Origin of the sequence: Flavobacterium succinicans LMG 10402 (genome assembly GCF_000611675.1) — a bacterium.
GTDB classification, from domain to species: Bacteria; Bacteroidota; Bacteroidia; order Flavobacteriales; family Flavobacteriaceae; genus Flavobacterium; species Flavobacterium succinicans.
In genome coordinates this window covers 257975-279948 of record NZ_JATV01000001.1, presented here as the reverse complement: position 1 = coordinate 279948, position 21974 = coordinate 257975, and the positions used below count along the sequence as shown (strand labels likewise).

Here is a 21974-nt window from a genome sequence, read left to right as displayed (position 1 = left end):
TAGACCTTTAAATTTAAAATAATGAAAGCATTCGACATAGTGACCTTAACGGTCAACCCAGCAGTAGATAAAAGTACTAGTTTTAAAGGATTAGTAGCCGAACAAAAAATCCGTTGCGAAGTCCCAAGATATGATGCAGGCGGTGGCGGAATCAATGTATCTAAAGCGATTGCTCGTTTGGGAGGTAATTCGATGGCTTTATTTACTTCAGGTGGAGCAATGGGACAATTATTGGAAGAATTAGTAGCCAAAGAAAATATTGCCAGTGAGGCTGTTGCTGTTGAGAGTTGGACACGAGAAAGTTTTGTAGCAGTAGACACCAATACCAACTCGCAATACCGATTTGGATTTACAGGAGGTTCGTTAAAACAAGAAGAAAGTGAGCGATTTTTAGCAAAAATTGCTGAGTACAAACCCAATTTTTTGGTCGCTAGCGGTAGTTTGAATGAAGGCTTGAATTCCGATTTTTACCAAAAAGTAGCGCATATTGCCAAAGAAAACAACTCAAAATTAATTATTGATACTTCAGGAGAAGCTTTAGAAAAAGTCCTTGAAGTGGGTGCTTATTTAATCAAGCCAAACGTTGGTGAATTAGCCAAATTAATTGGTGAAGAGCGACTAGAAATGGAAGAAGTAAACGAGGCAGCCAAGAAAATTATAGCCAAAGGAGGTGCGGAAATAGTTGTGGTATCTCTTGGTCCACAAGGCGCTGTTTTGGTGACCAAAGACCATTATGAGTTTGTCCCCGCTCCCAATGTTGCCAAAAAGAGTACAGTAGGTGCTGGTGATAGTATGGTAGGTGGAATGGTTTGGGCACTTTCTCAAAATAAACCTTTAAAAGAAGTTATTCGTTGGGGTGTAGCTTGTGGTTCAGCTGCCACGATGAATGAAGGTACCCAATTATTCAAAGGCTCGGATGCGCAGCGTTTGTTTGATTGGTTGGGGGATAAATAAGCCCCCTAACCCCCAGAAGGGGGAATTAAAAAAGCCTGACATTTTTCGTTGTCAGGCTTTTTTAGGTTTTAAAACCTTTAGCTACTTTGTCCCAATCCAAAAGGCGTTCAGGATTAGTTTTAGCTTTAGCGATTCGATCTAAAACAATTTTTTGATGTTCTATAGGAATTTCAACATCTTCATTCCAAAGCGCATCATTAATTTTCAATCGATCTTTTGGAGATAATTGTTTAACCGCTTCGAGTAATTGGCTTACACTTAAATCGATGTTTAATTTTATTGTTTCCATAAAAACAAAGTTAATGAAAAAAGACTTTATCTGCTAGTCTCTTTAGATTTTGTAAAACATACATAGTCTTAAAATAGTTTAAAACTAAATAGTTATAATTTTTAAGCTAAACAAAAATACCTGACAACTTTTACATTCTCAGGTATTCTATCTTAATACTTTGTACTTAAATCTTAATACTAAATTTAGTCGTTCAACTTCAACACAGCCATAAACGCTTCCTGCGGAATTTCCACATTTCCTACTTGGCGCATACGTTTTTTACCTTTTTTCTGTTTTTCCAATAGTTTACGTTTACGAGAAATATCTCCACCGTAACATTTGGCGGTAACGTCTTTACGCAAGGCTTTTATGGTTTCACGAGCAATGATTTTAGCTCCAATTGCGGCTTGAATCGGAATGTCAAATTGCTGTCTCGGAATCAACTCGCGCAATTTTTCGGTCATTTTTTTACCAATATTGTATGCGTTGTCTTCGTGGATCAAGGCAGAAAGTGCATCAACCGTTTGTGCATTTAACAATACATCTAGTTTTACCAATTTTGAAGTACGCATTCCAATAGGCGAGTAATCAAAAGAAGCGTAACCTTTAGAAACCGTTTTCAATCGGTCGTAAAAATCGAATACAATTTCGGCCAAAGGCATGTCAAAATTCAATTCTACACGTTCAGTTGTTAAATAGGTTTGGTTGGTGATCACACCGCGTTTTTCAATACACAAACTCATTACATTACCCACAAAATCAGCTTTGGTAATAATGGTAGCCTTAATATAAGGTTCTTCTACGTGGTCTAGTTTTGAAGGTTCAGGTAAGTCTGATGGGTTGTTGACAATCAAAATCTTTTCAGGCTCTTTTTTCGTAAATGCGTGATACGAAACGTTAGGAACCGTAGTAATTACTGTCATATCAAACTCGCGTTCTAAACGCTCTTGAATGATTTCCATGTGCAACATGCCCAAGAACCCACATCGGAAACCAAAGCCCAAGGCTGCAGAGCTTTCTGGTGTAAACACCAACGAAGCATCATTCAATTGTAGTTTCTCCATTGAAGAACGCAAATCCTCATAATCTTCCGTATCTACAGGATAAATTCCAGCAAATACCATTGGTTTTACATCCTCAAAACCAGTAATCATATTCGTTGTAGGTGTTTTGGCATCTGTGATGGTATCCCCTACTTTTACTTCTTTGGCTTCTTTAATTCCAGAAATCAAATAACCAACATCCCCAGTGGAGATTGTGTTTTTTGGAACCTGATTCAATTTCAAAGTTCCTACTTCATCAGCAAAATATTCATTGCCAGTAGCCATGAATTTGATTTTTTGGCCTTTTTTGATTTCCCCATTTTTCACACGAAAAATTACTTCAATGCCACGGAATGGATTGTAATGTGAATCAAAAATTAAGGCTTGAAGAGGTTCGTCCACATTTCCTTTTGGAGCTGGAATTTTTTCGATAATGGCGGCCAAAATATTTTCGACACCAAAACCTGTTTTTCCAGATGCATGAATAATATCTTCTAATTTACAGCCTAATAAATCAATAATATCATCGCTTACTTCTTCAGGATTAGCGCTTGGTAAATCGACTTTATTTAAAACTGGAATGATTTCCAAGTCGTTTTCTAAAGCCAAGTATAAGTTAGAAATCGTTTGTGCTTGTATGCTTTGTGCGGCATCTACAATCAAAAGTGCGCCTTCGCAAGCGGCTATTGAACGAGAAACTTCATAGGAGAAATCCACGTGACCTGGAGTGTCAATCAAATTCAAGATATATTGTTCGCCTTTGTAGGTGTATTCCATCTGGATGGCGTGACTTTTAATAGTGATACCACGTTCGCGCTCCAAGTCCATATTGTCCAACAATTGGGCTTTTTCTTCACGAGCGGTAACCGTTTGCGTAGCGCCTAATAATCGGTCAGCAAGCGTACTTTTTCCGTGGTCAATGTGTGCAATAATGCAAAAATTTCTTATATGTTTCATTTTCAATAAATATCAATACTGTATAACTTGCCGAATCATAATTGGGGCGTGCCGGCAGAAAAAGCCGTCGTGCTATCCGCTATATCTTTTATTCCGCTATCGCTACATAAAAGGATGCCGCTACTATCACTCACGCAAACCCTGCTAAATGACAATTAATCTGCAAATATACGCTAAATTCAATAGCTTCAAAGCCAACAACAACCATATCTAGTAAGTCTTTCAAAATTACCTTTTTATCCTTTCATTTAAAAAGCGTAATTTTGCGCCAAATTTCCAGAATATGATCAAAATTGGCAACATAGAACTTCCAGATTTTCCTTTACTTCTTGCACCTATGGAAGACGTAAGCGATCCGCCTTTTCGCAGATTGTGCAAAATGCACGGTGCTGACTTAATGTATTCCGAGTTTATTTCTTCTGAAGGATTGATTCGCGACGCCATCAAGAGCCGAATGAAATTGGATATTTTCGATTACGAACGTCCCGTTGGAATACAAATCTTCGGTGGTGACGAGGAAGCAATGGCGTTGTCCTCAAAAATTGTCTCTACCGTAAACCCTGATTTAATTGATATCAATTTTGGTTGTCCCGTAAAGAAAGTCGTTTGTAAAGGCGCTGGAGCAGGAGTTCTAAAAGACGTCGATTTGATGATTCGTTTGACCAAAGCGGTAATTGATAGTACGCACTTACCTGTAACAGTAAAAACCCGTTTGGGCTGGGATGATAATTCTATCAACATCGATGAGGTAGCCGAGCGTTTGCAAGATATTGGCGTTGCCGCATTGAGCATTCACGCTAGGACTCGTGCCCAGATGTACAAAGGCCATTCCGATTGGTCTCACATTGCTCGTGTTAAAAACAATCCAAGAATCACCATGCCTATTTTTGGAAATGGCGATATTGATTCTCCTGAAAAAGCCTTAGAATACAAAAACAAATACGGTATCGACGGGATTATGATTGGTCGTGCTGCTATTGGTTATCCTTGGATTTTTAACGAAATCAAACATTTCTTTACAACTGGGGAACATTTAGCAAAACCCACCGTTGCTGATAGAGTCAAAGCCGTTCGTAACCACTTGACTTGGGCTATGGATTGGAAAGGCGAACGTCACGGAATTGTAGAAACAAGACCGCATTATACCAATTATTTCAAAGGAATTCATTCGTTCAAAACCTACAAACAACAACTGGTTACGCTCGATAAACCTGAAGAATTATTCGCTGTACTTGATGAGATTATCGATGCTTATTCTGGGTATGAAGTGGTGTAATTTCACCTCTAACCCTAACAGGGTTTAAAACCCTGTTAGGGTTACGAAATTCTACTCCAGCAACTTCTTCGTAACTCGACTACTAGCAATCAACGAAGCCAAAAAGCCAAGGATGATAATGGTCGCCATTACGATTGCGATGTTTTCAACACTAAAAACGACTGGATAAGCCAATGTTGGGGTAATCATAATCCATTCGAATTGTTGTTGCAATAGCACAATTACGATACCCAAAAGCAATCCAATAATTCCACCATAAACACTCAACAAAGTCCCTTGTAGCAAGAAAATATTGCGAAGACTCTTGATTTCGGTTCCGAGATTGAATAAGGTTTTCAGATTTCCTTTTTTGTCCAAAATCATCATAATCAAAGCGCCAATCAGATTAAAAAGGGCCACGACAATGACTAAGGTAAATATCAGATACACCGCGATGTTTTCAGTGTTCAACATTTTATAAAGCGACTCGTTCAGTTGCGCTCTGTTTTTTAACGTGATTTTATTCTTGAAAATCGTTTGTAATTGCTCAATTACAGCGTCTTCATCCGCATTTGGCCGGAGTTTAAATTCAATTCCCGAAATTTGATTGGGTTGATATTCGAGTAATTCTTGCGCCAAGCTTAAATCGGCAAAAACATATTTCGAATCCAAATCTTCATTGATGGTGTAAATCCCAATCGGAATCAAATCCGTTTGATTGAAGGCTTCTGATGGAATAGTAATTGTTCCTTTACCCGGTCTTGGCACCATAACTTCTAGCGCCGTATTGTAATCAAACAATCCCATTGAGAATTTTTGCGCCATACCGTATCCCACTACAACTTGATAGGTGTTGGGTTGTAGCCATTGCCCATTGAACAACTTTTTTTCAATGGCGTTTACTCGGGTAAACTGAGTATCTACCCCTTTTAAATAAGTAACCTCTTGCTTGTCCCCGAAAGTAAAAAGCACACGCTCTTCAATAATTTTAGTATACGAAGCAATGCCTGTTATTTTTTTAATTTCTTGATCTTGTTGGGGAGTAACAAAAAATGATTTACCTAGCACAGGAGCGGCTTTCAAATCGGGATCAATTTCGTTGGTAAACGAAAGACTAAATTCTTTCAACCCACTAAACACCGACAACACCACAAAAAGTGCCATCGCACCCACAATAATGCCCAAACTAGCAATACGATTAATGATGTTAATAGCACTATTTTTGCTATTACTTCTAAGATAACGATGGGCAATGTATAGCGGAAAATTCAAATTAAAACAATCTGCGTTTTTCTAATAAATCTCTGTTTTCAATAGGATTCTCCTGATTTTTCAAGGCATTGTCAATTTTCTCGATATAATCCAACGAGTCATCAATAAAGAAAACCAAATTAGGCACCCTACGCAATTGCATACGCACACGTTGCGACAAATCATGCTTGATTAAATTGGTATTCGTTTTTATAGCCTCTAATGTTTCCTTTGCTTTTTCTTGAGGAAAAATACTCAAATGCACCGTAGCTACCGATAAATCTGACGTCACCAACACTTTGGATACTGAAATTACTAAGTTAGTAACTCCATTTTTTCTCACTTCACCTTGCAAAATGTCCACCAAATCTTTTTGGATCACACCGCCTATTTTTTTCTGTCTATTTGTTTCCATGCTGCAAAAATACTACTTTTAAAAATTAAATGAACAAATTTTCAAAGGAACAATCCTTATTCTAGAATAATCCGATTGATAATCAGGAGCTATTTCCTGCTGTACGCTATATCTTTACTGCCGAACCCCGGCAGCAAAGGATGCCGCTTCCATCAGGGTTTTAGTGTACTCAAGAAAATTTGTTTCATAACAAGAAAATCTAATAGGATATGATAACTCTTTCAGAGTTTAAAACTCTGAAAGGGTTATATAACAAAAATACTATGCAAAGCACTTCCTTTTCAATTTATGACGCTTCAGCTGGCTCTGGGAAGACGTATGCATTGGTCAAAGAATACCTCAAAATTATTTTGGTAGCACCCAAGAACGATGCCTATCGTCATATTCTAGCCATCACCTTTACCAACAAAGCGGTACACGAAATGAAAAGCCGAATTGTGGGTAGCCTTTCCGAATTTGCAAAGGACGAACCCAGCAGCAAAGCACTAGACTTAATGCGTGATTTAGCTGCTGACACCGAACTTTCTTTGATTCAAATCAAAACCAAAGCGCAACAAATCATCAAGCACATCATTCATAATTATGCGGCTTTTGATATTTCTACCATCGATAAATTCACCCATAAAGTCATTCGTGCTTTTGCTCTTGATTTGAATTTACCGGTAACTTTTGAAGTCACTCTTGATACAGAAAATTTATTAGTCGAAACCGTAGACGCCATTATTGCCCAAGCCGGAGAAGACGAAATTCTAACCCAATTGCTCATCGATTTCACCATGGAAAAAACCGACGATGACAAGTCGTGGGACATTTCCAGAGAAATTCTCAACACCGGCCGATTGGTACTCAATGAAAACAATCGTAATGAAATTGCTCATTTCCATGACAAAACGATTGCCGAATTTGTTGCCATAAAAAAGAAATTAATAGCCATCAATAAGCAACTAGAAGCCGAAACGGTTACGGTGGCTGAATCCATTTTGGAACTAATAGAAACGAACGGAATCGATGTGAAATCTTTTTCAAGAGGTACTTTTCCCAATCACATTAGTAGCATTGTAGACAAGAAATTCAATCCCAAAAACAAAATGTTTTATGAATTTGAAGATATCGCCATCAACAAAACAGCCAAAGACAGAGCGATTATTGAGGCCTTAATTCCAGAGTTTTTGAGTCAATTGCCCACTATTTATAAAATCTTTGAAAAGATTAACTTTTACAAAGCCTTCCTCAAAAACATCACACCGCTGTCTTTACTCAATACCGTCAGTCATGAATTGGCCAAAATTCAGCAAGAACAAAATGTATTATCTATAGCTGAATTCAATGCTATTATTCATCGAGAAATTCAAAACCAACCCGCTCCATTTATTTATGAGCGTTTGGGCGAACGGTATCGCCATTTCTTTATTGATGAATTTCAAGATACTTCCGAAATGCAATGGCAAAATCTAATCCCACTCATCGACAATGCCCTAGCCGGTCAAGATGATTATGGCGTAAAAGGCACCTTGATGATTGTGGGCGATCCCAAGCAATCCATTTACCGCTGGCGAGGTGGAAAAGCAGAACAATTTATTGCCTTAAGCAAAGAGCACAATCCTTTCAGTAACCCTGAAAAAAAACTGGTGCATTTGGACAAAAACTACCGAAGCTATTCTGAAGTCATTGACTTTAACAATGCTTTTTTTAAAATGTTATCTTCTGAATTTACTAACGAAGATTACAAAGACTTATACGAAAATCACAGCCACCAAAAAGCAAATGACAAAACAGGAGGCTATGTCAACATCTCATTCATACCGCAGCCAACCGATAATGAGGAAGACGAAGAAGCACTAGACAAGACCGATTTGTATGTTTTAGCCACACTACAAACCATTCAAAAAGTACTAAGCCAAGGATTCGAATACAAAGATATTGTCATTCTCACGCGCAAAAGAGAGCAAGGCATTGCAGTAGCAAATTATTTAATGGAGCAAAAAATTCCATTGCTATCCTCAGAAACTTTAATGATTCAAAACGCTACCGAAGTCCGCTTCTTGATTCATTTACTAAAGTACCTCAACAACAACAATGACGTAGAATCTAAAGCTTATTTTTTATATTATTTGGCCAAAAACAAACAGGATCAACTTCCTATTGCCGATTGCATTGCACAAGGCATGGCTTTGACCAACGAAAAAGAATTTGAACTTTGGCTACAACAATTTGATGTACAATTTTCTTTTCAAGACATTCGTAAAAAAGCGTTGTACGAAGCGGTAGAAATTTGTATCGCTAAGTTTTTAGATGACAAAACCAGCAACTCTTATGTGCAATATTTTTTGGATATCGTCCTAGAACGCGACATGCGCAACCAAGCCGGAATTGCTGATTTCTTACTGTTTTGGGAGAAGAATGGCGCTAAATTCAGCATTCCATCTCCAGAAGGTAGCAACGCGGTGCGCATCATGACCATTCACAAATCCAAAGGCTTAGAGTTTCCAGTAGTGATTATGCCTTTTGCTGAGGAAGATTATTCACGCAAACCCAAAGATAAATTATGGCTCGACGCCGATAAAGAAGAATTAGGCTTAGAAAAAGTCCTTATCGACAATAGCAGCGCAGTTGAAGGCTATGGAGAAGGAGCCGCTTTGGTTTACAATCAAAAGAAAGAAGAAGAATTATTGGATAATATTAATGTCTTGTATGTGGCTTTAACCAGAGCCGAAGAACAACTCTACATTATATCCAACATGAATTTATCAAGCAAAGGAGCTTTGCCCAAAAATAACATGTGTACTTTTTTTATTCAATATTTAGAAAACAATCATCTATTTCAAACCGAAAAGCTCTCCTATGATTTTGGCAACGCTACCAAACTATCAAAGGAAGAAAAACATATAAACAGTACAAAACCAATACCCACAATCACATCGTTCTTAAACCCTAAAAATATCAAGATTGCTCAAAAAGAAGCCTTGATGTGGGGCACACAACAGCAAGAGGCCATTGCTTATGGAAACGTAGTACACGAAATTCTTGCCGAGGTAAAACATCAGAACGACATTGAAAATGCCATCGCAAAAGCTTTAGATTACGGATGGATACATTTTGAACAACATAAAACTGTTCAAGAAACGATTGAATCAATAGTCCTGCATCCCGAGTTATTGGTTTATTTTGAAAAAGGAAACCAAGTATTTAATGAACAAACCATCATTCAAAAAGAAGGAAAAACGATAAAACCAGATCGAATGGTTTTGAAAGAAAAAAATGAAATCTATTTGCTAGATTACAAAACAGGAGAACATAACGATAAATACGTGAAGCAATTAGAACATTATCAAGAAGCTATAGAGAAAATGGGTTATAAAGTAGTTAAAAAAGCACTCGTTTATATCGGAATAGCAATCGATGTAGTAAATTTGTAGACAAAATCAATTCTAAAAGATCATAACACCATCATATTATGTACGGTAAAATACAACAACATTTACAGAACGAATTACAAGCCATTGAAGAAAATGGTTTATTTAAAAAAGAAAGAATCATTACATCAGCACAAGGAGCCGAAATCACAGTGAATGGAGAAACGGTACTTAATTTTTGTGCCAACAATTATTTGGGGCTTTCTTCGCATCCCGAAGTAATACAAGCCGCCAAAGACACCTTAGATTCTCACGGCTTCGGAATGTCATCCGTTCGTTTTATTTGTGGCACACAAGACATCCACAAAACCTTAGAACAAAAAATTGCAGATTTTTACGGCACCGAAGACACCATTCTATATGCAGCAGCATTTGATGCCAATGGTGGCGTTTTTGAGCCTTTATTAGGAGAACAAGATTGTATCATTTCAGACAGCTTGAATCACGCTTCTATAATTGATGGCGTTCGTTTGTGTAAAGCAGCCCGCTATCGTTACGAGAATAGTAACATGGAAGATTTGGAACAACAATTAATCAAAGCTACGGAAGCCGGTACACGTTTTAAATTAATTGTAACGGATGGTGTTTTCTCTATGGATGGTCTTGTAGCTCCCCTAGATAAAATTTGCGACCTAGCAGACAAATATGATGCCATGGTCATGGTAGACGAATGCCATGCCGCTGGTTTTATAGGCGCAACAGGCAAAGGCACCATGGAAGCCAAAGGTGTAATGGGACGTGTAGACATCATTACAGGAACCTTAGGCAAAGCTTTGGGCGGTGCTATGGGCGGTTACACTACTGCCAAAAAAGAAATCATTGAAATTTTACGTCAACGTTCTAGACCGTATTTATTTTCCAATTCATTAGCACCTGCCATTGTTGGCGCGTCAATCAAAGTATTTGAACTACTAGAGAAGGACACCTCCCTCAGAGATCAATTAGAATGGAATACCAATTATTTCAAACAAGGCATGCTAAAAGCCGGTTTTGACATCATTGACGGTGACGCTGCCATAGTACCCGTTATGCTTTATGATGCCAAATTAGCCCAAACATTTGCTAACGAATTGTTAAAAAATGGCATATATGTTATCGGATTCTTTTTCCCAGTAGTTCCCAAAGAAAAGGCTCGAATTCGAGTTCAACTGTCCGCAAGCCACAAAAAGGAACATTTAGACAAAGCCTTGCAAGCATTTATAAAAGTAGGTAAAGAACTAAAAGTAATATAGATAATAGTAATTGTTCATTTTTTTGTAAGTTTTTTTTATATTTTAATTTTGTTGCTAAAAAATAAGTTGTTATTTTTGTTTATAATTAACTAAATATTAATAGAATCATTATGAAACATCTTAACAAAATTTTAGTTGCTGTATTGATGGCTGCGGGATTATCTTCCCAAGCTCAAGATAGTAACAATCCGTGGGCAATTACCATTGGTGTAAATGCTATCGACTCAAGATCAAGTGCAGGACCTGATCATGTGAATTGGTTTCAACAACACTTTTCTCAGCCATTCGCTGTAAAAGACAACTGGAACATCCTTCCGTCTGTATCTTATATCCAAGTATCTAGACACATCAACGGAGGATTCTCTTTTGGATTAGCTGGTTCTGTTAACAAAATCGACAAATTTGTAACATTTGCACCAAATCAAGCTAACGCAGATTCAAGAGGAATGTCTGTAAACAATCCTGGTGATTTAATGTACTACGGAATTGATGGTACTGTAAAATACAGTTTCATGGATTTGATTGGTACAAAATGGTTTGATCCAAGCTTACAAGCTGGTGGAGGTTATACTTTCTTAGGAAAAGATAGCTTTGGTACTGTAAATTTAGGAGTAGGTATGACTTTTTGGTTTACTGAAAACGTAGGTTTAGCATTATCTTCTACTTACAGAAAATCTTTTGGAGACAGAAATGATGGTTTAAATCCTGAATCTCCTTCTTTAGTTCAGCACACAGCTGGTATCGTTTTCAAATTTGGAGGTAAAGACACTGACGGTGACGGAATCTACGATAAAGATGATGCTTGTCCAGAAGTTGCTGGTTTGAAACAATTCAACGGATGTCCTGATACTGACGGTGACGGAATTGTTGACGGAAGTGATGCTTGTCCAGATGTTGCTGGTTTAGCAGCTTTCAACGGATGTCCTGATACTGACGGTGACGGAATTGCTGACAAAGATGATGCTTGTCCAGATGTTGCTGGTCCTGCTTCAACTAAAGGTTGTCCTGATACTGACGGTGACGGTGTAGCTGACAAAGATGACAAATGTCCAACAGTTGCTGGTCCTAAATCTAACAACGGTTGTCCTGAAATTAAAGATGCTGACAAAGACGGTGTACCTGATACTGAAGATGACTGTCCAATCGTAGCTGGTCCTGCTAGCAACAAAGGTTGTCCTGAAGTAACTGAAGAAGTAGTTAAAGAATTAAGAGTTCAAGCAAGATCTATCTTCTTTATTACTGGTAAATCTACTTTAGATGCTGCTAAACCAGCTACCGCTACTAGTTTAGACGCTATCAAAGAAATCTTGAAAAACTACCCTAACGCTAAGTTTGAAGTAAACGGACATACTGACAACACTGGAAAAGCGGCTTTAAACAAAAAGCTGTCTCTTGCTAGAGCTCAAGCTGTAGTCGATGCATTAGTAGCTAGAGGTGTTAATGCCAACAACTTGACCGCTCAAGGATTTGGCGATACTAAACCAGTTGCTTCTAACAAAACTCCTAAAGGAAGAGCTGAAAACAGAAGAACTGAAGTTATCTACGTAGGTGGACCTTCTGGAATGAAAGTAAACAGATTACCATAATAATTTTTGAAATTATTTCTAAAAGCCGTTCTTAATTGAACGGCTTTTTTTTATATTTATAAAATGACAAAACCTACTTTTTTAGATCAAATAGCCATACATTTAGCTGCTAATTACTCCGGAGATTTTGCCAATACTATTGTAATTCTCCCTAATAAAAGAGCAAAAATATTCCTGATTGAGGCTTTAAAAAAACAAATTCCAGGTACTGTTTTTTGTCCTGAAATTACTAGTATCGAAGACTTCATTCAAGAAATTTCAGAAATTAGAGCTATAGATTCTATTGCGCTACTTTTTGAATTTTACGAAGTATACTTGTCCATCACTTCCAAACAAAATCAACAATCCTTTGAATTGTTTGCCAACTGGGCTAAAATTTTACTACAAGATTTCAACGAAATCGATCGCTATCTGCTAGATCCAAAACATGTTCTTTCCTACTTAAAAGACATTGAAGACATTAAAAAATGGGGAATAGCCGTTGAAAACAAAACACAATTATTAGAAAATTACATCGACTTTTGGAAACTATTACCCAAATATTACGATTCTTTATACCACTATTTAAAAAACAAAAAAATTGGCTACCAAGGCCTAATCTACAGAGAAGCAGTATCCAATCTTTCAGAATTCTCAAAAACAAGCACAAGTAAGCGCTATTTGTTCGCTGGTTTCAATGCTCTAAATGCTGCAGAAGAAAAGATAATACAACACTTAATTGCCAACGACAAAGCCACTATCTTTTGGGATATCGATCAAGTCTTTTTAAACGATCCTTACCACGATGCAGGATTATTTGCAAGAAGATTTAAAGCCAACTGGAAGCACTACAAATCAAACCCATTTGAATGGATTGTAGATGAATTTTCAGCGCACAAAAACATACAAGTTATTGGCACACCAAAAACCATTGGCCAAGCTAAAATTGTAGGTAGCATTCTTGATAAAAACATTAAAGAACAACAAGTATCCAACCTAGATAAGGTTGCAGTAGTTTTGGGCGAAGAAAACCTATTACTTCCCTTATTGTACTCCCTACCAGAGTCGGTAGGCGCCTTAAATATCACTATGGGGTATTCTAGCAAAAACAACCCCGCACAATTATTGATAACAAAACTATTCAAAATGCACACTAGTGCATTAAAAAGAAACCCTGTTCAATATGTATTTTATTACAAAGATGTACTCGACATACTTACCCATCCCTTGGTGGAATCTTTTGCGAATGCACACCATATTGTTCATATCATAAAAGAGAATAATTATACTTTTATCACACACCAAAAAATAAGCGAACTGCAAAAACAACGCAATGAGCTATTCGATTTATTATTTCTAAAATGGGACAATGGTTCTAGACCTGTTCTAGACATTATCGCTAAGTTATTATTACACCTAAGAAACAACTTAAGCAACGATAACGAAGAAGAGAAACTAACCAAAGCATTTGTATTTTCAATATTTACGGTAATCAACAAACTAAAGAGTTACTATGCCCAACATTTGCATATTGACCAAATCCCCACTCTATTCGCCATTTACAAGCAAATTATCGACTTGGCCGAGGTTTCTTTTGAAGGAGAACCTTTGAATGGCTTACAAATCATGGGCGTTTTAGAAAGTCGAGTGTTAGATTTCGATACCGTCATAGTGACTTCTATGAATGAAGGCAAATTTCCTGCCGGAAAATCCACCAACTCTTTTATTCCTTATGACGTAAAAAGAGAACTCGGGCTGCCTACTTTTAAAGAAAAAGACGCCATCTACACCTATCATTTTTACCATTTATTACAACGTGCGAAAAACATCTACCTACTTTATAACACAGAAAACGACGGTTTAGATGGAGGTGAGAAAAGCCGCTTTATTACACAACTCGAAGTAGAGAAACAACCCAACCATCAACTCTCACATGAAATATTCAATGCAACCGTTCCCGAAACGGCTTACACATCCATGACTATTGAAAAATCACCACTGATCATGGAACGACTGAAAGAAATTGCCGAGAAAGGTTTTTCTCCTTCTTCATTGACCAGTTACATCCGTAATCCTATTGATTTTTATTTTAAAAAAATACTACGCATCAGAGATACCGAAGAAGTTGAAGAGACTATTGCGCTTAACACCTTGGGAACGATTATCCACAAAACATTAGAGGAATTGTATACGCCACTTATTGACAAGTTCATATCAGAAGAAGATATGGAACTGGCAATTAAAAAAATTGACTCCGAGGTTTTAAAACAATTTAAAGCCATTTATAAAGAAGGAGAAATTAACAAAGGCAGAAATTTATTAGCTTTTGAAGTAGCCAAACGTAACGTATATAACTTTTTAAAAACAGAATTACAATCCATAAAAGCTGGTGATGCAGTAAAAATCGTGGCTTTAGAAGCTACTTTTGAACGCGTTTTGGAACATCCGAGCTTACCTTTTCCGGTGAAAATAGCAGGAAATGTTGACCGAATTGAAGTAAGAAACGGACTGATTCGAATTATAGATTACAAAACAGGTAAAGTAGAAAAAAGCAATGTTACCTTAAAAACGTGGAACGGATTAGTAGATGAAATCAAAAATGACAAAATCATTCAAATTTTGGCATATGCTTATATGTATGAAACTCTAGCTCACGAACAACCGATGCAAGCAGGTATAATCTCCTTTAAAAATAGTAAAGCTGGCTTTTTGCCTTTTACTTTAAAAGAAGAAAAAAACGAAGAATCTACTATTAATTCAGCTATTTTGACTGCTTATTTGGAGGAATTAGTGGGCTTGTTACAAGAAATTCTAGATCCAGCAATTCCATTTATGGAGAAAGTATAATTGGACATGAATTGGATAAAAACCACTACTGTTTTTCAGTTTTTCAAATCTACTATTTTACTTAACTGTACGATTTGTCTCTTACCTTTACTATTTGGAGGCGCTGAACTTTTTAATAGTTGCTTTTTGAGCATAGGTTTTTTTGGCAGTCTTTTATTTAAAGAGATTAATCGCAAAAATGAGTATTTGTTTTACTATAATAATCAAATTTCTAAACCTGTTTTGTTTTTGACTTCTTGGATGATGACTTTTGTATTGCTTGTCTTACTGAATGCAGTGTATCATTTTATTATAAATTTATAAGATGAAACACGTTTTAGAAATAGATAGTATACAGAAGAAATTTGATTTAAAAACAATTCTTTCTGATGTTTATTTGAAATGCGAAACAGGAGATATCGTGGGTCTTTTGGGTAGAAATGGCTCTGGTAAATCCACATTATTACAGCTTATATTTGGTCTTTTAAAAGCTGACTTTAAATTTATTCGAGTGGACGGTGTAGTAAAGTCCAAAACAAGTGAATTGTTTAACGAGATAAGTTATTTATCACAAGATAATTTTCTACCAAGAAACTTTTCTGTAGCCAAAGTAATTGCATTATCCATAAAGAAGGATAAAATCAATGACTTTTATAGTGATGAAACTATAACAACTTTAAAGAATAAAAGTATTGCTGAATTGTCTTCTGGAGAGTTAAGGTATTTAGAGATTAAGTTAGTGCTGAGCAATTCGTCTAAATTCGCCCTGCTTGATGAGCCCTACAATGGACTATCCCCTTTGTTAATTGAAAAAGTTAATGATTTAATCCTTAAAAACGCTGCTCAAAAAGGAATAATCATAACAGACCATAATTATGAAAGTATAATTGGCATTTCAACACGATTGACTTTACTAAAAGACGGCAAACTATACACAATCAGCAGTAAAGAGATGCTGGTTAAAAAAGGATATCTAACTGGAAATAGCCTTTAAATTTTCTGCAAAAACTGTACTAATTCTTTAGCCAAATCCGTTTCATTTTCGATGTGGCTCATATGACCATCTGGGAAAGTGACTAAATCAACGGAAGTTTCCTGAATCTGAGCGACGGTTTCTTCGTAGTTCAAAACGGGATCTTTTTCACCTAGGATTAGTAATTTAGGAAAAGCCGTAGTGTGGAGGATCACTTCACGGTCTTTACGGATTTTCATCCCTTCAAGAGAGGCGACGATGCCTTGTAAGGGCGTTTGTAAAGCTTCTGTTTTTACTTTTTCGATGCAGTCGCTCAATCGTTCGCGATTGTCTTCGCTGAATAAATTGGCGACAGAAAGTCGGATAAAGGTTTCGTAATCATTTTTTACCGCTTTTATGGCTCGATCTCGATTGGTTTTACGTTCGAGACTGTCTTTTTTGGCGGTGGAATTGAGTAACACCAATCCTTTGACACTTTCAGGATACAACTCAGCATAAGCTAAAGCTACGTAACCACCCATCGAGTGCCCAATGAAAGCCGCTTTTCGTAGGCGTAAACTGGACAGCACTTCATGTACCATGTCAGCATTATCTTCCATAGTTTGGATGTAACCCAAAGGTTCTGTTTGGCCGTGACCTAACAAATCGATGGTTATGACGCGGTATTTTTGACTCAAAACGGGTACTAAAGCATTCCACATCGATTGATTTTCTAGGAAGCCGTGTAACAAAACAATCGCGGTACCTTTTCCAATGTCAGAAAAAGAGATAGACGTATTTTTATAAAATAGTGTTTTCAAAATTTACAGCAGTAAGAGCAGACAAAATTAAAGCTTAAACACCAAAAAAAAGATAAATAAACCATCATTTTAATCCTAAAAAAACAAAACTAAAAAAACACCATTACAATAGTTGATCTTAAGGCATAAAAACTCAAAAAATAAAAGAAAAATAGAAAAGTAAAGTGATAAAAAAAATGTTATAAAAAAAACACATTTAACACCCTTATTACCAAAAAGAAGAGAAAAGGAAAATACTTTAGGAATAAAAATAAAAAAGGTGGAATTGCTTCCACCCTTTTTGCCCCAAATCTACCATAAACTTAACCTACTAATATTATGGTGATATAAACTTACTGCAATACTGTACTAATGACAATAATTTCCGACGAACTACACATAAATCCGACGAACTACATCGTTTAACTTTTTATTAATAAGCTCTAGCATCTTTTCCTTCGTAAAAATTCATGAAGGCGCGATTCACTACACGGTTACCTCCTGGTGTAGGATAATCACCTGTAAAATACCAATCCCCTAAATTTTTCGGACAAGCTATATGTAAATTTTCAACCGTTTGAAAAATTATCTTTACTTCTGCCTTAATTTCTGATGAGCTCAACATTTCTGCGATTTTATCCGAAACTTCTTGAGGCGTAAATGGATCATAAATAGCTGTTACATAATTGACCACTTCTACATCCTTAAAATGTTCTTGTGCCTTACATTTTGCATATACTTCATCGACTATGTGATATAGATTTCGTTCCTTAAGCAATTCGAGAGCCGCCTTAAAGGCAATTAATCCCTCTAATTTAGCCATATCAATTCCGTAACAATCAGGGTAACGAATTTGCGGAGCAGAAGACACCACAACGATACGTTTTGGATTCAAGCGATCCATCATTTTGATAATGCTCTTTTTAAGGGTAGTACCTCTTACAATACTATCATCTATGATCACCAAATTATCCGTTGGGCGAACCACTCCGTAAGTAACATCATAAACATGAGCTACTAAATCATCTCTACTACTATCTTCAGTAATAAAAGTTCTTAATTTCGCATCTTTAATAGCTACTTTCTCGGTGCGGATTTTAACCGATAACACCTCCTGCAACATCTCAGTAGTTAAGGTATCTTTATGCGCTAAAATATAATTGTTTTTACGTTGATTTAAGAAATCTTGAGCCGCTTCGACCATTCCAATAAATGAGGTTTCGGCGGTATTTGGAATATAAGAAAAAACCGTATTGTCGGTATCTTCCTGAATAGTTTCTAAAACTGCAGGCAAAACCAATTTACCCAACATTTTGCGTTCTTGATAAATCTCGGCATCACTCCCTCTAGAGAAATAAATACGCTCAAAGGAACATGCCTTTTTAGTAATAGCAGGCAAAATTTCCTGCATAGAAACCGTTCCGTTTTTTTTAATGATTAAGGCTGCACCTGGATCAATTTCATGTACTTTTTCAAAAGGGACATTGAAAACGGTTTGGATTACGGGTCTTTCAGAAGCAACAACCACAATTTCATCATCTTGATAATAATACGCAGGACGTATTCCAGCGGGATCTCTAAAAACAAATGCATCGCCATGCCCTAAAAGACCTGCCATAGCATAACCGCCATCTAAATTTTTTGCTGCTCGGTTTAAAATTCTAGCCACATCCAATCGCTCTGCAATAACAGGAGATGCCTCTCTTTTATTCAAGCCTTCATTTTTACATTCTTGGTACAAATCAGTTACTGCATCATCTAAAAAATGTCCGATTTTCTCCATAACGGTAACCGTATCAGCCATTTCTTTAGGATGTTGACCCAACTCAACCAAATTTTCAAAAAGCTCCTTTACATTGGTCATATTGAAATTACCTGCCAAAATCAGATTACGATGCATCCAATTGTTTTGACGTAAAAAAGGATGTACACTTTCGATACTATTTTTACCAAAAGTACCATAGCGAACGTGCCCCAAAAAAAGCTCACCTATATAAGGAATATTTGCCTTTTGTAATGCCACATTATCAGCATATTCAGGATTTGCGGCCAACTCCTCATTAATTCTAGCATTAATTTGGGCAAAAACATCTTGAATAGGTTGCGCATGATTAGAACGCACACGACTAATATAGCGCTGACCCGGCTCTACATCAAGTTTAATACTTGCAAAACCTGCACCATCCTGACCGCGATTGTGCTGTTTTTCCATCAGTAAATACATTTTCTGGACACCATAAAATGCAGTTCCGTATTTTTCTTTGTAGTAGTCTAGTGGTTTAAGAAGTCGCACTAATGCAATTCCACATTCGTGTTGTAAAGCGTCACTCATTGTAATTTATTGTTGTGTTGTAATTAGGGTAGTGTATTAAAAAAAGCCCAGTTCCCTGAGCTTTGGCATTATAATTCGATATTAAATTGTGTTAAGGCTTTGAATTGTCGTAAACGCTGATTTACTTCGTTCTCATTCAAGCTTACCATTCTTTCTGTGCCAAATTTTTCCACACAAAAAGAAGCCAAATTAGAACCGTAAATAATTCCATTTTTCATGTTTTCGAAAGACACATTTTCACTTTGGGCAATATAACCCGAAAAACCTCCTGCAAAAGTATCACCTGCTCCTGTTGGATCAAAAACCTCTTCTAATGGCAATGCTGGCGCAAAAAAGACTTCAGCACCATGAAACAACAACGCTCCATGTTCCCCTTTTTTGATCACAACATACTTGGGACCTAGTGTATGAATTTTAGCAGCGGCCTTAACTAAAGAGTATTCGCCAGAAAGCTGTCTTGCTTCTTCATCATTAATGGTAATTACGTCTACTCTCTTAATCACATCAAGCAATTCTGGAAGCGCACAATCCATCCAAAAATTCATGGTATCCAAAACCACTAATTTAGGTGTTGTTTCCATTTGATCCAAAACGCTACTTTGTACTAATGGATGAAGATTTCCTAGCATTACTACTTCGGCATCTTTAAAATTCTGAGGTACTTTAGGCTGAAAATCAGCCAAAACATTGAGTTCCGTTACTAAGGTATCTCTAGAATTTAAGTCATTATGATACAATCCGCTCCAGAAAAAAGTTTTACCTTCTTTGACAATTTCAATACCAGAAATATCAATATTTCTAGAAGTTAATAAATCTAAATGTTCCTGAGGAAAATCGCCACCTACAACTGAAACTATTGCTGATTGTAAGTTAAAAAAAGAAGCTGACAAACCAATATATGTAGCAGCACCTCCTAAAATTTTATCCGTCTTCCCAAAAGGGGTTTCAATTGCGTCGAAAGCTACCGTTCCAACAATCAGTAATTTATTCATTTGCCTTGTTTGAAATTAAGGCGCAAAGATAGTTTTTAAAGTGTAAAATTGCAACGAATGATCTGCAAAGAATAAAAACAAAAATTAACTGATTTTTAACGTGTTAAACAATTTTCCGATCTTCAATTTCGTAAAAGGAATCAACTGAAAGTGATTTTTGCATCGAAGCCATAACTGCTAGCTGATCACAACGTTCATTTTGCGGATGATTATTGTGCCCTTTGATCCATTTGAAATCGACCTGATGCTTTCTGAAAATAACTAAAAAACGCTTCCAAAGGTCGGCATTTTTTCGATCTACAAAGCGCTTTTTCTCCCAACCAAAGACCCACTTTTTTTGAACAGAATCTACCACATATTTAGAATCCGAAACTACTAATACCGAAGTATTTTCGTTTTTTAGTTTCTCAAGACCTACAATAACCGCTAATAATTCCATTCTATTGTTGGTTGTTAATCGAAACCCTTCGAAAAATTCTTTTTTATAAGGTTTACCCACCCATTCCATAACTACACCGTAGCCTCCGGGACCGGGATTACCTTTGGCTGCGCCATCTGTATATATATGAACTTGGTGTGACATAAGAATTCTATTTGATACCAATATAAAAGTAAGAAGGTTTTATTGAAGAACATCGGCTATAACAACAGGGAAAAATTGCTGTTCTAGCTCATGAATCTTAGCAGCAACACTTTCGGCTGTGTCCTCTGAGGTAAGTGCTACAGCGGTTTGAAAAATGACAGCACCTTCGTCATAATGTTCATTTACGTAATGAATGGTAATACCGGTTTCTTTCTCGGAATTTTGCACTACAGCTTCGTGAATATGCTTTCCATACATTCCTTTTCCTCCAAATTTAGGCAAAAGAGCAGGATGTATATTAATGATTTGATTGGAATAAGCATCGATTAAATATGGAGGCACTTTCAACAAAAAACCAGCTAAGACAATTAAGTCAGGCTCATAGTTTTGTATTTTTTGTAATATATTACCCTCATTAAGATCTTCTTTTGAAAACACATGACACGGAACCTGCAACTGTTGCGCCCTATCTATAACTTTGGCCTTAGGGTTATTTGTAAAAACGCCAACCACCTTAGCGAAAGGCGAATTAGAGAAATATTTAATAATATTTTCAGCATTTGTTCCCGATCCTGAGGCAAAAACCACAATGTTCTTCATGTTTTTCTAGATTTTATTTTGCAAAAATAAGGGATAAAAAAGGAATAGAAACAGCTTTACAAATTCTTTATTAAATAAATTTTAGCATTTCGAACACACATTTATTAACTAAATAGTTGTTTTAAAATAAAGTTTTTTATTTTTGCCAACAAATTAAATTCTAAAATTAAAAAATTATGTCAGACATTGCATCAAGAGTAAAAGCGATTATCGTAGACAAATTAGGTGTTGACGAAAACGAAGTTGTAACAGAAGCTAGCTTCACAAATGATTTAGGAGCTGACTCATTAGACACTGTTGAGCTTATTATGGAATTCGAAAAAGAATTTGACATTCAAATTCCAGACGATCAAGCAGAAAATATTGCTACTGTTGGTCAAGCTATCTCTTACATCGAGGAAGCAAAAAAATAATAACTCTCACCCGTTTATTTCAATAATAAACGGGTGTTATTATTTTATTTTTGAATAAAACAGCAAGAGAAACGATTCTCTTTGTAAATACTAATATTATGTAATACCCATGTCTCTTTT

Annotated in this window: 17 protein-coding genes; 8 read left to right on the top strand and 9 right to left on the bottom strand. The window is 36.4% G+C overall.

Annotated features, from left to right (window positions below):
- Positions 1-21: 21 nt before the first annotated feature.
- Positions 22-954, top strand: a complete 933-nt coding sequence (locus tag AO58_RS0101195; RefSeq protein WP_024979966.1) for a 1-phosphofructokinase family hexose kinase — start codon at positions 22-24, stop codon at positions 952-954.
- A gap of 61 nt (positions 955-1015) precedes the next feature.
- Here AO58_RS0101195 and AO58_RS0101190 read toward each other — a convergent pair whose 3' ends face one another.
- Both AO58_RS0101190 and lepA read right to left on the bottom strand, forming a co-directional pair.
- Positions 1016-1243, bottom strand: coding sequence for an addiction module protein (locus tag AO58_RS0101190; RefSeq protein ID WP_024979965.1), 228 nt, complete (start codon positions 1241-1243; stop codon positions 1016-1018).
- 185 nt (positions 1244-1428) lie between these two features.
- A complete protein-coding gene (gene lepA, locus AO58_RS0101185; RefSeq protein ID WP_024979964.1) occupies positions 1429-3225 on the bottom strand; it encodes a translation elongation factor 4 in 1797 nt (598 codons plus the stop codon).
- A 283-nt stretch (positions 3226-3508) separates the two neighbouring features.
- Here lepA and dusB point away from each other — a divergent pair, with 283 nt between their 5' ends.
- Positions 3509-4501, top strand: a complete 993-nt coding sequence (dusB, locus tag AO58_RS0101180) for a tRNA dihydrouridine synthase DusB (RefSeq protein WP_024979963.1) — start codon at positions 3509-3511, stop codon at positions 4499-4501.
- A gap of 51 nt (positions 4502-4552) precedes the next feature.
- Here the strand turns inward: dusB and AO58_RS0101175 are convergent, their stop codons facing one another.
- Together AO58_RS0101175 and rbfA are read right to left on the bottom strand one after the other, a co-directional pair.
- Positions 4553-5752: an ABC transporter permease gene (locus AO58_RS0101175; protein WP_024979962.1), complete on the bottom strand. Its 1200-nt coding sequence runs from the start codon at positions 5750-5752 to the stop codon at positions 4553-4555.
- 1 nt (position 5753) lies between these two features.
- Positions 5754-6146: a 30S ribosome-binding factor RbfA gene (rbfA, locus tag AO58_RS0101170; protein ID WP_024979961.1), complete on the bottom strand. Its 393-nt coding sequence runs from the start codon at positions 6144-6146 to the stop codon at positions 5754-5756.
- Positions 6147-6409: 263 nt separating this feature from the next.
- Here rbfA and AO58_RS0101165 point away from each other — a divergent pair, with 263 nt between their 5' ends.
- The 5 genes from AO58_RS0101165 (at position 6410) to AO58_RS0101140 (ending at position 16176) form a co-directional block, all read left to right on the top strand.
- The gene (locus AO58_RS0101165; protein WP_024979960.1) at positions 6410-9562 is read left to right on the top strand and encodes a UvrD-helicase domain-containing protein; all 3153 of its coding nucleotides are present in this window, start codon (positions 6410-6412) and stop codon (positions 9560-9562) included.
- Between the two features lie 38 nt (positions 9563-9600).
- Entirely contained in the window at positions 9601-10791 is a 1191-nt protein-coding gene (gene kbl / locus AO58_RS0101160) for a glycine C-acetyltransferase (protein ID WP_024979959.1), read from the top strand.
- A gap of 110 nt (positions 10792-10901) precedes the next feature.
- Positions 10902-12377 (top strand): OmpA family protein, encoded by a 1476-nt coding sequence (locus tag AO58_RS0101155; protein WP_024979958.1) that lies wholly within the window; start codon positions 10902-10904, stop codon positions 12375-12377.
- A gap of 63 nt (positions 12378-12440) precedes the next feature.
- Positions 12441-15203, top strand: a complete 2763-nt coding sequence (locus AO58_RS0101150) for a PD-(D/E)XK nuclease family protein (RefSeq protein WP_024979957.1) — start codon at positions 12441-12443, stop codon at positions 15201-15203.
- A 304-nt stretch (positions 15204-15507) separates the two neighbouring features.
- The gene (locus AO58_RS0101140; protein WP_024979955.1) at positions 15508-16176 is read left to right on the top strand and encodes an ATP-binding cassette domain-containing protein; all 669 of its coding nucleotides are present in this window, start codon (positions 15508-15510) and stop codon (positions 16174-16176) included.
- Here AO58_RS0101140 and AO58_RS0101135 read toward each other — a convergent pair.
- From AO58_RS0101135 to purN, 5 genes are all read right to left on the bottom strand, one after another.
- Positions 16173-16955, bottom strand: a complete 783-nt coding sequence (locus AO58_RS0101135) for an alpha/beta fold hydrolase (protein ID WP_024979954.1) — start codon at positions 16953-16955, stop codon at positions 16173-16175. The two genes, AO58_RS0101140 and AO58_RS0101135, sit on opposite strands and share 4 nt — an antisense overlap.
- A 412-nt stretch (positions 16956-17367) precedes the next feature.
- On the bottom strand, positions 17368-19266 hold the full coding sequence (locus AO58_RS0101130) for an amidophosphoribosyltransferase (protein WP_024979953.1): 1899 nt from the start codon (positions 19264-19266) through the stop codon (positions 17368-17370).
- 68 nt (positions 19267-19334) lie between these two features.
- On the bottom strand, positions 19335-20258 hold the full coding sequence (locus AO58_RS0101125; RefSeq protein WP_024979952.1) for a PfkB family carbohydrate kinase: 924 nt from the start codon (positions 20256-20258) through the stop codon (positions 19335-19337).
- A 103-nt stretch (positions 20259-20361) separates the two neighbouring features.
- Positions 20362-20841 carry a ribonuclease HI gene (rnhA, locus tag AO58_RS0101120; RefSeq protein ID WP_024979951.1) on the bottom strand — a complete coding sequence of 160 codons (480 nt, stop codon included), beginning with the start codon at positions 20839-20841 and terminating at the stop codon, positions 20362-20364.
- Positions 20842-20880: 39 nt separating this feature from the next.
- The gene (gene purN / locus AO58_RS0101115) at positions 20881-21441 is read right to left on the bottom strand and encodes a phosphoribosylglycinamide formyltransferase (protein ID WP_024979950.1); all 561 of its coding nucleotides are present in this window, start codon (positions 21439-21441) and stop codon (positions 20881-20883) included.
- A 176-nt stretch (positions 21442-21617) separates the two neighbouring features.
- Between purN and AO58_RS0101110 the strand changes: the two genes are divergently transcribed.
- Positions 21618-21854 (top strand): acyl carrier protein, encoded by a 237-nt coding sequence (locus AO58_RS0101110; protein ID WP_007137004.1) that lies wholly within the window; start codon positions 21618-21620, stop codon positions 21852-21854.
- Positions 21855-21974: the final 120 nt, after the last annotated feature.

Excerpts from the sequence above, each read along its gene's own strand:
- AO58_RS0101155 (WP_024979958.1), top strand. The coding sequence starts at position 10,902 with ATGAAACATCTTAACAAAATTTTAGTTGCTGTATTGATGGCTGCGGGA.
- rnhA (WP_024979951.1), bottom strand. The coding sequence starts at position 20,841 with ATGTCACACCAAGTTCATATATATACAGATGGCGCAGCCAAAGGTAAT.
- AO58_RS0101110 (WP_007137004.1), top strand. The coding sequence starts at position 21,618 with ATGTCAGACATTGCATCAAGAGTAAAAGCGATTATCGTAGACAAATTA.
- AO58_RS0101130 (WP_024979953.1), bottom strand. The coding sequence starts at position 19,266 with ATGAGTGACGCTTTACAACACGAATGTGGAATTGCATTAGTGCGACTT.
- kbl (WP_024979959.1), top strand. The coding sequence starts at position 9,601 with ATGTACGGTAAAATACAACAACATTTACAGAACGAATTACAAGCCATT.
- lepA (WP_024979964.1), bottom strand. The coding sequence starts at position 3,225 with ATGAAACATATAAGAAATTTTTGCATTATTGCACACATTGACCACGGA.
- AO58_RS0101150 (WP_024979957.1), top strand. The coding sequence starts at position 12,441 with ATGACAAAACCTACTTTTTTAGATCAAATAGCCATACATTTAGCTGCT.
- rbfA (WP_024979961.1), bottom strand. The coding sequence starts at position 6,146 with ATGGAAACAAATAGACAGAAAAAAATAGGCGGTGTGATCCAAAAAGAT.
- AO58_RS0101190 (WP_024979965.1), bottom strand. The coding sequence starts at position 1,243 with ATGGAAACAATAAAATTAAACATCGATTTAAGTGTAAGCCAATTACTC.
- AO58_RS0101125 (WP_024979952.1), bottom strand. The coding sequence starts at position 20,258 with ATGAATAAATTACTGATTGTTGGAACGGTAGCTTTCGACGCAATTGAA.
- AO58_RS0101140 (WP_024979955.1), top strand. The coding sequence starts at position 15,508 with ATGAAACACGTTTTAGAAATAGATAGTATACAGAAGAAATTTGATTTA.
- purN (WP_024979950.1), bottom strand. The coding sequence starts at position 21,441 with ATGAAGAACATTGTGGTTTTTGCCTCAGGATCGGGAACAAATGCTGAA.
- AO58_RS0101195 (WP_024979966.1), top strand. The coding sequence starts at position 22 with ATGAAAGCATTCGACATAGTGACCTTAACGGTCAACCCAGCAGTAGAT.
- AO58_RS0101165 (WP_024979960.1), top strand. The coding sequence starts at position 6,410 with ATGCAAAGCACTTCCTTTTCAATTTATGACGCTTCAGCTGGCTCTGGG.
- dusB (WP_024979963.1), top strand. The coding sequence starts at position 3,509 with ATGATCAAAATTGGCAACATAGAACTTCCAGATTTTCCTTTACTTCTT.